The following is a 13490-nucleotide window of genomic DNA, read 5'->3' as shown; positions in this document are numbered from 1 at the left end:
GACGCTTTAGGGGTTCGCGAGTGAGCCCGGATAGGGTTGGACACCATGAGCTCACCCACTCCAGAGTCCCTCCGCCAGGCCCTCAAACAGCGCGTCGTCGTGGCCGACGGGGGAATGGGGACGATGCTCCAGGACCGCAACCCCACCCTGGAGGACTTCGAGGGTCACGAGGGCTGCAACGAGATCCTGAACGTGACCCGGCCCGACATCGTGCGCTCGGTGCACCAGGCCTACTTCGACGCCGGCGTGGACTGCGTCGAGACCAACACCTTCGGCGCCAACTTCGGCAACCTCGGCGAGTACGACATCACCGAGCGCATCGAGGAGCTGTCGGAGTCGGGCGCGCGGCTGGCCCGCGAGGTCGCCGACGCGATGTCGACGCCCGACCGGCCGCGCTGGGTGATCGGCTCGGTCGGCCCCGGAACCAAGCTGCCGACCCTCGGGCACGTGCCGTTCGCGACGCTGCGCGACGCCTACCAGCGCAACGTCGAGGGCCTCATCGCCGGCGGGGCGCAGGCCGTGCTGGTCGAGACCTGCCAGGACCTGCTGCAGGCCAAGGCCGCGCTGATCGGCGCCAAACGCGCGATCACGGCCGCCGGGGTCGACACCGTCCTCATCGGCCAGGTCACGATCGAGCAGAACGGCGCCATGCTCATGGGGTCGGAGATCGGCGCCGCGCTCACCACGCTGGAGCCGCTGGAGCTCGACCTGATCGGGCTGAACTGCGCGACCGGTCCCGCCGAGATGAGCGAGCACCTGCGCTACCTGGCCCGGCACGCCCGCATCGGCCTGTCGTGCATGCCGAACGCGGGCCTGCCCGAGCTGACCGCCGACGGCGCCCACTACCCGCTCACCCCCGGGCAGCTGGCCGACGCGCACGACACCTTCACCCGCGAGTTCGGCCTGAACCTGGTCGGCGGCTGCTGCGGCACGACGCCCGAGCACCTGCGCCAGGTCGTCGAGCGGGTGCGCGGCCGTGAGATCGCCGACCGCCGCCCGCGTCCCGAGGCCGGTGCCGCCTCGCTCTACCAGCACGTCCCGTTCCGCCAGGACACCTCCTACCTGGCGATCGGCGAGCGGACCAACGCCAACGGCTCCAAGGCGTTCCGCGAGGCGATGCTGGAGGAGCGCTGGGACGACTGCGTGAAGATCGCGCGCGACCAGGCCCGCGACGGCGCCCACATGCTCGACCTGTGCGTCGACTACGTCGGCCGCGACGGCGTCGCCGACATGAAGGAGCTCGGCTTCCGCTTCGCCACCGCCGCGACCCTGCCGATCGTGCTGGACTCCACCGAGACCGACGTGATCGTCGCCGGCCTGGAGATGCTCGGCGGCCGCGCGGTCATCAACTCGGTCAACTACGAGGACGGCGACGGGCCCGACTCGCGGATGGCCCGGCTGATGCCCTCGATCAAGGAGCACGGCGCGGCGGTGATCGCGCTGACCATCGACGAGGTGGGCCAGGCCCGCACCGCCGACAAGAAGGTCGAGATCGCCTCCCGGCTGATCGAGGACCTGACCGGCAACTGGGGCATCCGCGTCGGCGACATCATCATCGACTGCCTCACGTTCACCATCGGCACCGGCCAGGAGGAGTCGCGCCGCGACGCCGTCGAGACCATCGACGCGATCCGCGAGCTGAAGCGCCGCTACCCGGACGTGCAGACCACGCTCGGCCTGTCCAACGTCTCCTTCGGCCTGAACCCGGCCGCCCGCATCGTGCTGAACTCGGTGTTCCTCGCCGAGTGCGTGGACGCCGGGCTCGACTCGGCGATCGTGCACGCCTCCAAGATCCTGCCGACGGCGCGGATCCCCGAGGAGCAGCGCAAGGTCGCGCTCGACATGGTCTACGACCGCCGCTCGGACGGCTACGACCCGCTCCACAAGTTCATGGAGCTGTTCGAGGGCGTCGACACCAAGGCGATGAAGGCCGACCGCGCCGCCGAGCTGATGGCGCTGCCGCTGTGGGAGCGCCTGAAGCGCCGCATCGTGGACGGCGAGCTGGACGGCCTGAACGCCGACCTGGACCAGGGCCTGACCGAGCGGCCCGCCCTGGAGATCGTCAACGACGTGCTGCTGGACGGCATGAAGACCGTCGGCGAGCTGTTCGGCTCCGGCCAGATGCAGCTGCCGTTCGTGCTGCAGAGCGCCGAGGTCATGAAGACCGCCGTCGCCTACCTCGAGCCGCACATGGAGAAGGCCGAGGACGGCGGCAAGGGCCGGATCGTGCTGGCGACCGTCAAGGGCGACGTGCACGACATCGGCAAGAACCTGGTCGACATCATCCTGTCCAACAACGGCTACGAGGTCGTCAACCTCGGCATCAAGCAGCCGATGTCCTCGATCCTGGACGCCGCCAAGAACGAGCGCGCCGACGTGATCGGGATGTCGGGCCTGCTGGTGAAGTCGACCGTCATCATGAAGGAGAACCTCGAGGAGCTGAACTCCCGGGGTCTCGGCTCGGAATGGCCGGTGCTGCTGGGCGGCGCCGCGCTCACCCGCGCCTACGTCGAGCAGGACCTGGCCGAGCTGTACGAGGGCGAGGTCCGCTACGCCCGCGACGCGTTCGAGGGCCTGCGCCTGATGGACGCCTTCATGGCCGTCAAGCGCGGCGAGGACGGCGCCCAGCTCCCGCCGCTGCGCGAGCGCCGGGTGAAGAAGGGCGCCACCCTCAAGGTGACCGAGCCCGAGGAGATGCCCGCCCGGTCCGACGTGGCGACCGACAACAAGGTGCCCGCGCCGCCGTTCTTCGGCGACCGGATCGTCAAGGGCATCCCGATGGCCGACTACGCGGCGTTCCTGGACGAGCGGGCCACGTTCATGGGCCAGTGGGGCCTCAAGCCCTCCCGCGGCGACGACGGCCCCTCCTACGAGGAGCTGGTGGAGACCGAGGGCCGGCCGCGGCTGCGCATGTGGCTGGACCGTGTCCAGACCGAGGGCCTGATCGAGGCCGCGGTCGTGTACGGCTACTTCCCGGCCGTCAGCGAGGGCAACGACCTGGTCATCCTCAACGAGGACGGCTCGGACCGGGAGCGCTTCAGCTTCCCGCGCCAGCGCCGCGACCGGCACTTGTGCCTGGCCGACTTCTTCCGCTCGCGCGAGTCGGGGGAGACCGACGTGGTCGCCTTCCAGCTGGTCACCGTGGGCTCCAAGATCGCCGAGGCGACGGGCGAGCTGTTCGCCAAGAATGCCTACCGCGACTACCTGGAGCTGCACGGCCTGTCGGTGCAGCTCACCGAGGCGCTGATGGAGTACTGGCACACCCGGATCCGCTCGGAGATCGGGTTCGGCGCCGAGGACGCCGACGACGTCCAGGACTTCTTCAAGCTCGGCTACCGGGGCGCCCGCTACTCCTTCGGCTACCCGGCCTGCCCGGACCTGGAGGACCGCGCCACCCTGGTGCGGCTGCTCCAGCCCGAGCGGATCGGCGTGAGCCTGTCGGAGGAGCTCCAGCTGGTTCCCGAGCAGTCCGCCGACGCCATGGTCGTCCACCACCCCGAGGCCAAGTACTTCAACACCTGATCGCCGCCGGTCCACCCGGATCGCACCCGCCGTTTTCGCAGCGCCCGGCGCCGTCACCTAACCTCGAGATCCGAAGGATCGGTTTTTCGAGGGGGATCGTGTGAGCGGCGCCGGACGACTGCAGGCCGTGCTGTGCGACATGGACGGGACTCTGATCGACTCCGAACGGCTCTGGTTCGAGGTCGAGGAGGGCATCATGGCCCGGCTCGGCGGCACCTGGTCCGAGGCCGACCAGACGCACCTGGTCGGCGGGTCGCTGGCCATCGCGACCGCGTACATGGTCGCCAAGACCGGCACCGACGTCCCGGAGGAGGAGATCGGCCGCTGGATGATGGACGGCATGTCCGAGCTGCTGTCGTCGCACGTGCCGCTGCTGCCGGGCGCCAAGGAGCTGCTGTGCGAGGTGCGCGACGCGGGGATCCCGATCGCGCTGGTCACCTCCAGCCAGCGGCTGCTGGTCGAGCCCGTGCTGGACGCGATCGGCCGGGACGCCTTCGACCTCACGCTGGCCGGTAACGAGGTCGTGCACATGAAGCCGCACCCCGAGCCCTACCTGACCGCCGCCGAGCGCCTGGGGGCCGATCCGCGGCGCTGTGTGGCCCTCGAGGACTCGCCGAACGGCCTGGCCTCGGCCGCCGCCGCGGGCTGCCCGACGATCGCCGTTCCGGGCGTCGTGCCGCCCGAGCCCGCCCCCGGCCGCACGATCGTCGGCTCGCTGACGGAGGTCGACGTTCCCTTCCTGGTCTCACTCGTGGACTGATACTGACGTAGTCGGTCCGGGGGGTGCGGAGGGTGGAGGTACTGATACCTGGGTTTCAGCCCCTAGGGGCGGGATCCTCCGTGTGGAGGAGTGGTCTTGCCCGATTACCGTGTGACCATGGGATGAGCACGGAGGCACGGACTAAGGGGCCCGCATGATCGACCTGATCAGTTACGCCGTCACCGCTCTCGGGCTGTTCATCAGCTGGGGCGTCTACCGCCGCAGGGGAGCGGCGTCGGGGATGCGCGGGGCGGCCCTGTCCCTGGTGCCCGCGGCCGCCGCGATGACCGGCGTCACCAAGTTCATCACCGACCTTGCGTTCAGCCCTGTGAAGTGGGCCGGCGTCATCCTGGCCGGCGTGGCGGTCATGCTCTACCTGACCTCGGGGGTCATGCTGAGCCGCCGGGCGGGCGCCGACGGCGAGGTCCCGGAGGGCAAGCGCGCCAAGCAGGCGAAGGCGCCCAAGGGCGGCCGGCCCAAGCGCGCCGTCGAGAAGGGCGGCGCCTCGGCGGGCATGGACCCGGACCTGGCCGACATCGAGGAGATCCTCCGCAACCGCGGCATCAAGTAACGCACGAGCCACCCGCACGGCGGATCGGACCGGCCCGGAAGGGCGGTCCGGTCCGCCGTTTCTGCGTGAACGCCCGGTGACCTGCGGACGATCGATCTCGAAACGGACTCAAGTCGGTAAAGCTTCCCGGTCTAGACCGCTGTTTCCTTGCAGAGCACTCGGTGGGCGAACGTAATATCTGGGCGATTTGTCCGGAGTGTTGTGCAGGTCACGTGTGCCCCAGATGACGACGAGATCACAAGTCAGAAACGGGTACTAGCAGACGCCCGTTCACGCGATGGACAGTCGTGCCGAGGGGTTAGGTTTCCCAGCAGCAAACACGGCGTAACGGGCATCGACGGCGGACGATCTCCGCGGTCGGGCCATGTCCGGGTCGGCCGAGGGGTGGCCGAACAGGCCGAACTGTAGGAGGTACGGAGCGTGACCGCACCGATCGAGGCGACCGGCTCTGAGGCTGAGGCCCAGCCGGAAGCCGTCCTTGCGGGCATCGACCGCAAGGCGATCCAGGGCCGCTCGCTCGGGCAGATCGCCTGGCTGCGGCTCAAGCGCGACAAGGTCGCCATGGGCGGCGGCATCATGGTGGTGCTGCTGATCCTCATGGCCGTCGTCGGGCCGTTCCTGGTGAGCGACCCCGACCAGCCGCACACCGATCTGATCGACCCGACGCTGTCGCGGCCGAAGACCGGCTTCATGCACTCGGGCATCAGCGCCTCCCACTGGTTCGGCGTTGACCTGCCGGCGGGCCGTGACATCTTCGCCCGCATCGTGCACGGAGCCCAGTACTCCCTGCTGATCTCGTTCCTGGCGACCATGCTCGCCGTCGTCATCGGGGTCACCCTGGGCGTCATCGCCGGCTACTTCGGCGGCTGGGTCGACACCATCATCGCCCGCGCCATGGACATCTTCCTGGCCTTCCCGCTCCTGCTGTTCGCGATCGCCCTGGTCGGCGTCTTCCCCTACAGCGCGTTCGGGCTCTCGGGCAACGGCCTGCGCGTCGCCTTCCTGATCTTCGTGATCGGGTTCTTCAGCTGGCCCTATATCGGCCGCATCATCCGCGGGCAGACGCTGTCGCTGCGCGAGCGCGAGTTCGTCGACGCCGCCCGCAGCATGGGCGCGCGGGCGCCCTACATCCTGTTCCGCGAGCTGCTGCCCAACCTGTGGGCACCGATCCTCGTGTACGCGACCCTGATGATCCCGACCAACATCATCTTCGAGGCGTCGCTGTCCTTCCTCGGCGTCGGCATCATCCCGCCCACCCCCAGCTGGGGCGGAATGATGAACGAGGCCAAGGAGGTCTACGAGGTCGCGCCGCACTTCATGTTCTTCCCGGGCATGGCGATCTTCATCACCGTGCTGGCCTTCAACCTCTTCGGTGACGGCCTCCGGGACGCGCTGGACCCGAGGTCCTCGCGCTGACCCCGCAATCACTGTCCCTCGCGTAATCGAGACCGACACACCTCCAAAGGGAGAGCGAACACAATGAAGAGAACGACACGGAGGGGCACCGCCGTTCTGGCGGTGGGCGTCAGCGCCGCCCTCGTGCTCGCCGCCTGCGGCGGTGGGGATGATGACAGCAGCTCAGGCGGCAGCGGCGTCTTCGACCAGGGCAGCAAGCAGATCGTCAACCCTTCTGACAAGAAGGGCGGGCAGCTGCACATGCTGCGCACGGGGGACTTCGACTCGACCGACCCCGGCAACATGTACTACGCCACCGCGTGGAACTTCAGCCGTCTCTACGCGCGCCCGCTGCTGACCTTCAAGTCGGTCGGCGGCCAGGGCAACCTGGAGATCACCCCCGACCTCGCGACGGGCCTCGGCCAGCCGAGCAAGGACCTGAAGACCTGGACCTACAAGCTGCGTCCGGGCATCAAGTTCTCCGACGGCACCCCGGTCACGGCCAAGGACGTCAAGTACGCGGTCGCCCGGTCGAACTACTCGCCCGAGGTCATGGAGAAGGGGCCGGTCTACTTCCGGCAGTACCTGTACAACCCCAACAAGTACAAGGGCGTGTACAAGGACTCCAACCTCGACAACTTCAAGGGCGTCACCACGCCGGACGACAACACCGTCGTCTTCCACCTGGCGCAGCCCTTCGCCGAGTTCGACTACCTGGCGACGATCCCGCAGACCGCTCCGGTCCCGAAGGCCGCCGACACCGGCGCCAACGGTGGCGTGAACTACGCCAAGCACGTCGTCTCCACCGGCCCGTACAAGCTCGACAGCTACGAGCCCGGTAAGTCGATCAAGCTGAGCAAGAACCCGAACTGGGACACCAGCGACTCCAACCGCAAGCAGCTGCTCGACGGCATCGACGTGCAGCTGGGCGTCGCCCCGGACGAGGTCGACAACCGTCAGATCGACGGCAGCGCCGACATGGACGTCCAGGGCAACGGCGTGAACGCCGCCGCCCGGTCGCAGATCCTGACGGACTCGGAGAAGAAGGGGAACGCCGACAACCCCAAGTCCGGCTTCCTCTGGTACACCGCGATCAGCCGTCAGGTCGCGCCGCTGGACAACAAGGAGTGCCGCATCGCGGTGCAGTACGCGGTCGACAAGACCGGGTACCAGAACGCCTACGGTGGCACCACCGGCGGCGACATCGCGCACACCGTGCTCCCGCCGAGCAACCCGGGCTACAAGGACTACGGCAACCTGTACCAGACCGCTGGTGACAAGGGCGACGTGGCCAAGGCCAAGGAGCACCTGGCCAAGTGCGGTAAGCCGAACGGCTTCACCACCAACATCTCCTACCGCACCGAGCGGCCCAAGGAGAAGGCGGCCGCCGAGTCGGTGAAGGCCTCGCTGGCCAAGGCCGGCATCACGGTCAACATCAAGAACTACCCCGAGGACGGCTACACCGGCGGCGTCGTCGGCGACCCGAAGTTCGTCCAGAAGAACCAGCTCGGCCTGATGGTCTACGGCTGGGCGGCCGACTTCCCGAGCGGTTTCGGCTTCCTGCAGCAGATCACCGACCCGGGCGCGCTCAAGGGCACCGGCTCGTCGAACATCTCGCACATCGACCTTCCGGACATCGCCAAGGACTTCCAGCAGGTCGTGTCCATCAAGGACGAGGCGGGCCGTAACGCGGTCTACCAGAAGATCGACCAGGCGGTGATGGAGGACGCTTCCATCATCCCGATGCTGTACGCGAAGAACCTGTACTACCGGAACCCGAAGCTGACGAACGTGTTCATCAACTACGGCTACTCCGGCATGTACGACTACGCCAACCTCGGCCTCAAGTAAATCTGAAGAGGTGAAGGCAGAGGTCTCCGGCCCGGCACCGTCCCACAGGGCGCGCCGGGCCGGGGACCGCCGCCGCACGAAGTGATCCGATACATCATCCGGCGTCTTCTGGTCGCCGTGCTCCTGCTGGCGATCATCAGCCTGGTGACGTTCGGCATCTTCTTCCTGCTGCCGAAGCTGGCGGGTCAGTCGACCGACGACCTCGCCGCGCGCTACCTCGGCCGGGAGGTGACCCCCGAAGGTCTGGCCGGCGTCAAGGCAAAGCTCGCCCTCGACGACCCCTTCCTGGTGCGCTACTGGCACTTCATCGAAGGGATCTTCGTCGGTTCCGACTACAAGTTCGGAACCAGCGTCACGCACTGCCCGGCCCCGTGCCTGGGCTACTCCTACCGCACCACCGAGCCGGTCACCGACCTGCTGCTGGACCGCGCGCCGGTGACCTTTTCCATCGCGCTCGGCGCCGCGATCCTGTGGCTGCTCTCCGGTGTGACCATCGGCGTCATCTCGGCGCTCAAGAAGGGCACCATCTTCGACCGGCTGTCGATGGGCACCGCGCTCGCGGGCGTCTCGCTCCCCATGTTCTTCACCGGCCTGGTGTCGATCTGGCTCGTCTGCCGGCAGCTGAAGCTGCTTCCGACACCGCGGTACCACGAGTTCGCCGCCAACCCCGGTCTGTGGGCCCAGGCGCTGATCCTGCCGTGGATCACGCTGGCCTTCCTGTACGCCGCCATGTACGCGCGGCTCACCCGGGCGGGCATGCTGGAAACGATGAGCGAGGACTACATCCGCACCGCCCGCGCCAAGGGCCTGCCGGAACGGACCGTGATCACCAAGCACGGCCTGCGGTCGGCCCTGACCCCGATCATCACCATCTTCGGCCTGGACATCGGCCTCCTGCTCGGCGGCGCCGTCATCACCGAGACCACGTTCTCGTTCTCCGGCCTCGGGCAGCTGATGCTGCAGGGGATCTCGCGCAGTGACCTGCCCGTCGCGCTCGGCGTGACGATGGCGACCGGGCTGTTCGTGATCCTGGCCAACCTGGTGGTGGACATTTTGTACGCGGTCGCCGACCCGAGAGTGAGGCTGGCCTGATGGCGGACAAGAAGACGCGGCGCGCCGAGACGCTGAACGGCGGCACGGCCGGCGCCGCCGCCTCCCGGCCGCCGTCGGCCTACCTGGAGGTGCGCGACCTGCGCATCCACTTCCCGACCGACGACGGTGTGGTGAAGTCGGTGGACGGGCTGTCGTTCGAGCTGGAACGCGGCCGCACGCTGGGCATCGTCGGCGAGTCGGGCTCGGGCAAGAGCGTCACGAGCCTCGGGATTCTCGGCCTGCACAACCGGCGCAACGCCCAGGTCTCCGGTGAGATCTGGCTCGGCGAGACCGAGCTGGTGAACGCGTCGGAGGAGCGGGTGCGCAAGCTGCGCGGCCGCGACATGGCGATGATCTTCCAGGACCCGCTGTCCTCGATGCACCCCTTCTACACGGTGGGGCACCAGATCATCGAGGCGTACCGGATCCACAACGACGTCTCCAAGAAGGTCGCGCGCAAGCACGCGATCGACATGCTCGGCCGGGTGGGCATTCCGAAGCCCGACATGCGGGTGGACGACTACCCGCACCAGTTCTCCGGCGGCATGCGCCAGCGCGCGATGATCGCGATGGCGTTGTCGTGCGACCCCGAGCTGCTGATCGCCGACGAGCCGACCACCGCGCTCGACGTGACCGTGCAGGCGCAGATCCTGGACCTGCTCCGGGACCTGCAGCGCGAGTTCAACTCCGCGATCATCATGATCACGCACGACCTGGGCGTCGTCGCCGAGCTGTCGGACGACATCCTGGTGATGTACGGCGGCCGGTGCGTGGAGTACGGCTCGGTGGACGACGTCTTCCACAAGCCCGAGCACCCCTACACCTGGGGGCTGCTCGGGTCGATGCCGCGCCTGGACCGCGAGCGGACCGAGCGGCTGCTGCCGATCAAGGGCACCCCGCCCAGCCTCATCAACCTGCCGGAGGGCTGCGCGTTCAACCCGCGCTGCGCGTTCGCGGACAGGACCGGCGGCAAGAGCACCAGCGAGCGTCCCGAGCTGCGGGAGGCGGCGCCCGGCCACAAGGTCGCCTGCCACCTGCCCGCCGAGACGCGGCGGCAGATCTGGAACGACGAGATCGCGCCGAAGCTGTGATGGGGAGCAACGGGGGAGCCTCCCCGATCGAGAACGTGGAGACATCGTGAGCACATCGGAGAACCGGGCGACCGGACCCGAGGACACCCGGGCGGAGGGCGCGCCCGCGGTGACGACGAGCAAGGAGGCGGGCGCCTCGCGCCGCGGTGAGCCGCTGCTGGAGGTCGAGAACCTCGGCAAGCACTTTCCGGTGACCCAGGGCATCGTCTTCAAGCGCCAGATCGGCGCGGTGAAGGCCGTGGACGGGGTCTCCTTCTCGGTCCGCAAGGGCGAGACCCTGGGCCTGGTCGGCGAGTCGGGCTGCGGCAAGACCACCACCGGCCGCATGGTCATGCGGCTGCTGGAGCCGAGCTTCGGCAAGATCACCTTTGAGGGCCAGGACATCACCCACATGTCCCAGGGGCAGCTGCGACCGCTGCGCCGGGACATCCAGATGATCTTCCAGGACCCCTACTCGTCGCTGAACCCGCGGCAGACCGTCGGCGCCATCATCGGCGCCGCGTACAAGCTGCAGGGCGAGCGGCCGCAGCAGGGCATCCGGGCGGCCGTGCAGGAGCTGCTGGAGATGGTCGGGCTGAGCCCCGAGCACTACAACCGCTACCCGCACGAGTTCTCCGGCGGTCAGCGGCAGCGCATCGGCATCGCCCGCACGCTGGCGCTGCGGCCGAAGCTGATCGTGGCCGACGAGCCGGTCTCGGCGCTGGACGTGTCGGTGCAGGCCCAGGTGGTGAACCTGCTGGAGGACCTGCAGGACGAGCTCGACCTCACCTACGTGGTGATCGCGCACGACCTGTCGGTGGTCCGGCACATCTCCGACCGGGTCGCGGTCATGTACCTCGGCAAGATCGTCGAGGTCGCGGACCGGGCGGACCTGTACGAGCGGCCGATGCACCCGTACACGACGGCGCTGCTGTCGGCGGTCCCCGCGCCCGACCCGAGCAGGCGCGAGCGCAAGGACCGGATCCGGCTGCAGGGCGACGTGCCGAGCCCGCTCGACCCGCCGCCCGCCTGCCGCTTCCACACGCGCTGCTGGAAGGCGCAGGACATCTGCAAGCAGGTCGAGCCGCCGCTGGTGGAGCTGAGCCCCGGCCACCAGGCCGCGTGCCACTTCCCGGAGAACACCTCGGTCAGCGCCACCGACCTGGTGGCCAAGGCCGCGGTGACCCCGGGCGCCGGCGCGCCCGCGGACGCCCCGGCGGAGGACACCGAGTAACGGCGTTCACCAGCAGTAACACGAGCACCTCATCGCCTCCCGGCGGCAGGTGACCGGCCCGCGCGGACGCGTTCCGCGCGGGCTCTCGCGTTCCCGGCCGATATAGCTTCGGTCACGATCCTCCAAGCCGTATGGCGCCAGCCTTCCCGGCCTTGCAAGGTCTTCCGGATATGAGGTGACTCAAGGCAGCCGGGAGGACGCGGATGGTGTGCAGGTCCAGGTTCGTCGTCACGGCCGGGGCGATCGCGGGGATCCTCGCGGCGTCGCTGGCCGGCTGCGGGGGCGGCGGTGACGACGGAGGCGGCAAGGACGGCCGGGGCGGCACGCTCCGGATCGTCGGCTCCTCCGACCCGGACCACCTCGACCCCGCCAGCGGCTACACCTTCGCCTCGCTCGCGCTGACGAGGACGTTCGCGCGCCCGCTGTTCCTCACCCGGTCCTCGAACACCTTCGAGGAGACCATCCCGATCCAGGCCGACGTCGCCGCCGAGGTGCCGACCAAGGACAACGGCGGCATCAGCGCGGACGGCAAGACCTACACCATCAAGCTGCGCAGCGGCGTCACCTGGAACAGCAAGCCCGCGCGGGAGGTCACCGCGGGCGACTACGTGCGTGGCCTGAAACGGCTGTGCAACCCGGCCTCGCCCTCGGGCGGCCAGGGCTACTACCGCTCGACCATTCTCGGCATGGACGCCTACTGCAAGGCCTACGGCAAGGTGGACGCCAAGAACGCGGCGGCGATGGCGGGCTACCAGAACGGCCACGACATCGACGGGCTGAAGGCCAAGGACGACAGGACCCTGGTCGTCAAGCTCACCCGTCCCGCCGGCGACATGCTGAACATCCTCGCCCTGCAGTTCGCCTCCGCGGCGCCCAAGGAGTACGACCAGTACGTTCCCGACGGGCAGGAGTTCCGCACGCACACGCTGTCGGACGGCCCGTACGAGATCACCGGCTACTCGCCGAACCGGACCATCACGCTCGGCCGCAACCCCGCCTGGAAGGGCGCCTCGGACCCGCTCAGGCCCGCCTACGTCGACGCGATCCAGATCAACCTCGGGCAGGACTCGCCGGACGCCGTACAGCAGCAGCTGGAGCAGGGCACCGCCGACCTCGCGCTCGACTCGCCCGTGCCGACCGCCGCGATCTCGCGGCTGAAGTCGGCCAAGGACGACCGGTTCGCCATCCGCCGCTCGCCGAGCATCAGCCCGTTCCTGGTCTTCAACAGCCAGAGCCCGAACAACGGCAAGGCGCTCGCCGACAAGCGGGTCCGCCAGGCGATCGAGTACGCGATCGACAAGTCCGCGCTGGTGAAGATCTACGGCGGTCCGGACGTCGCCGAGCCGCTCAACCAGGTCATCCCGCCCGGCAACGTCGGCTACCAGAAGTACGACACCTACGGCACGCCCGGCGACCAGGGCGACGCCGCCAAGTGCAAGGCGCTGCTCGCCGCCGCCGGGCACCCCGCGCTCACGCTGAAGTTCCCGTTCCGGGTGAGCGGGAACAGCCCGAAGGTCGCACAGTCGGTCCAGGCGAACCTGCGCTCGTGCGGCGTCAACGCGCAGATCACTCCCGACAGCAGCGGCGACTTCTACGGAAAGAGCCTGGTGTCACCGGCCGCCGCGCGCGAGGGAAAGTGGGACGTCGCGGCGCCGAACTGGAGCCCGGACTGGTATGGAAACAACGGCCGTTCCGTGATCCAGCCGTTGTTCGACGGCCGGACCTACGGCCAGAACTCCACGAACTACGGAGCCTACGACAACCCGGCCGTCAACGGCCTGATCGATCAGGCGCTCGAGGCGCAGGACCAGGGCAAGGCCGCTGACCTGTGGCATCGCGCCGACCGGCAGATCATGGACGACGCCGCGGTGGTCCCGTTCCTCAACCCCAACTTCGCCATCTACCACTCGAACCGCATCCGTAACGCGATGTTCATTCCGACGATCCAGGCTTACGACTACACCAAGGTGCGCCTGGGCGGCTGAAGATCGGCCT

9 protein-coding genes are annotated in these 13490 nt (G+C 68.7%); all 9 read left to right on the top strand.

Features of this window, described 5'->3' with window-relative positions:
• Positions 1–45 precede the first annotated feature (45 nt).
• The 9 genes from metH (at position 46) to J4573_RS22360 (ending at position 13480) form a co-directional block, all read left to right on the top strand.
• Positions 46–3522 carry a methionine synthase gene (metH, locus tag J4573_RS22400; protein ID WP_208257760.1) on the top strand — a complete coding sequence of 1159 codons (3477 nt, stop codon included), beginning with the start codon at positions 46–48 and terminating at the stop codon, positions 3520–3522.
• A gap of 100 nt (positions 3523–3622) precedes the next feature.
• Positions 3623–4282 carry an HAD family hydrolase gene (locus tag J4573_RS22395; RefSeq protein ID WP_307796792.1) on the top strand — a complete coding sequence of 220 codons (660 nt, stop codon included), beginning with the start codon at positions 3623–3625 and terminating at the stop codon, positions 4280–4282.
• A 154-nt stretch (positions 4283–4436) separates the two neighbouring features.
• On the top strand, positions 4437–4853 hold the full coding sequence (locus J4573_RS22390) for a hypothetical protein (protein WP_208257759.1): 417 nt from the start codon (positions 4437–4439) through the stop codon (positions 4851–4853).
• A 420-nt stretch (positions 4854–5273) separates the two neighbouring features.
• Positions 5274–6269: an ABC transporter permease gene (locus J4573_RS22385; protein ID WP_208257758.1), complete on the top strand. Its 996-nt coding sequence runs from the start codon at positions 5274–5276 to the stop codon at positions 6267–6269.
• 63 nt (positions 6270–6332) lie between these two features.
• Positions 6333–8099, top strand: coding sequence for an ABC transporter substrate-binding protein (locus tag J4573_RS22380; RefSeq protein ID WP_208257757.1), 1767 nt, complete (start codon positions 6333–6335; stop codon positions 8097–8099).
• Between the two features lie 81 nt (positions 8100–8180).
• Positions 8181–9191: an ABC transporter permease gene (locus J4573_RS22375; RefSeq protein WP_208257756.1), complete on the top strand. Its 1011-nt coding sequence runs from the start codon at positions 8181–8183 to the stop codon at positions 9189–9191.
• Entirely contained in the window at positions 9191–10282 is a 1092-nt protein-coding gene (locus J4573_RS22370; protein ID WP_208257755.1) for an ABC transporter ATP-binding protein, read from the top strand. The genes J4573_RS22375 and J4573_RS22370 overlap by 1 nt, the downstream gene beginning before the upstream one ends.
• 109 nt (positions 10283–10391) lie before the next feature.
• Positions 10392–11495 carry an ABC transporter ATP-binding protein gene (locus J4573_RS22365; RefSeq protein WP_307796831.1) on the top strand — a complete coding sequence of 368 codons (1104 nt, stop codon included), beginning with the start codon at positions 10392–10394 and terminating at the stop codon, positions 11493–11495.
• A gap of 203 nt (positions 11496–11698) precedes the next feature.
• Positions 11699–13480 (top strand): ABC transporter substrate-binding protein, encoded by a 1782-nt coding sequence (locus J4573_RS22360; protein ID WP_208257754.1) that lies wholly within the window; start codon positions 11699–11701, stop codon positions 13478–13480.
• The last annotated feature ends 10 nt before the right edge of the window (positions 13481–13490 follow it).

This window comes from Actinomadura barringtoniae (assembly GCF_017573505.1).
GTDB classification, from domain to species: Bacteria; Actinomycetota; Actinomycetes; order Streptosporangiales; family Streptosporangiaceae; genus Spirillospora; species Spirillospora barringtoniae.
This window is presented reverse-complemented; position numbering and strand designations above follow the sequence as displayed.

Coding starts and splice junctions, on each gene's coding strand:
- metH (WP_208257760.1), top strand. CDS start 46: ATGAGCTCACCCACTCCAGAGTCCCTCCGCCAGGCCCTCAAACAGCGC.
- J4573_RS22390 (WP_208257759.1), top strand. CDS start 4,437: ATGATCGACCTGATCAGTTACGCCGTCACCGCTCTCGGGCTGTTCATC.
- J4573_RS22380 (WP_208257757.1), top strand. CDS start 6,333: ATGAAGAGAACGACACGGAGGGGCACCGCCGTTCTGGCGGTGGGCGTC.
- J4573_RS22370 (WP_208257755.1), top strand. CDS start 9,191: ATGGCGGACAAGAAGACGCGGCGCGCCGAGACGCTGAACGGCGGCACG.
- J4573_RS22360 (WP_208257754.1), top strand. CDS start 11,699: ATGGTGTGCAGGTCCAGGTTCGTCGTCACGGCCGGGGCGATCGCGGGG.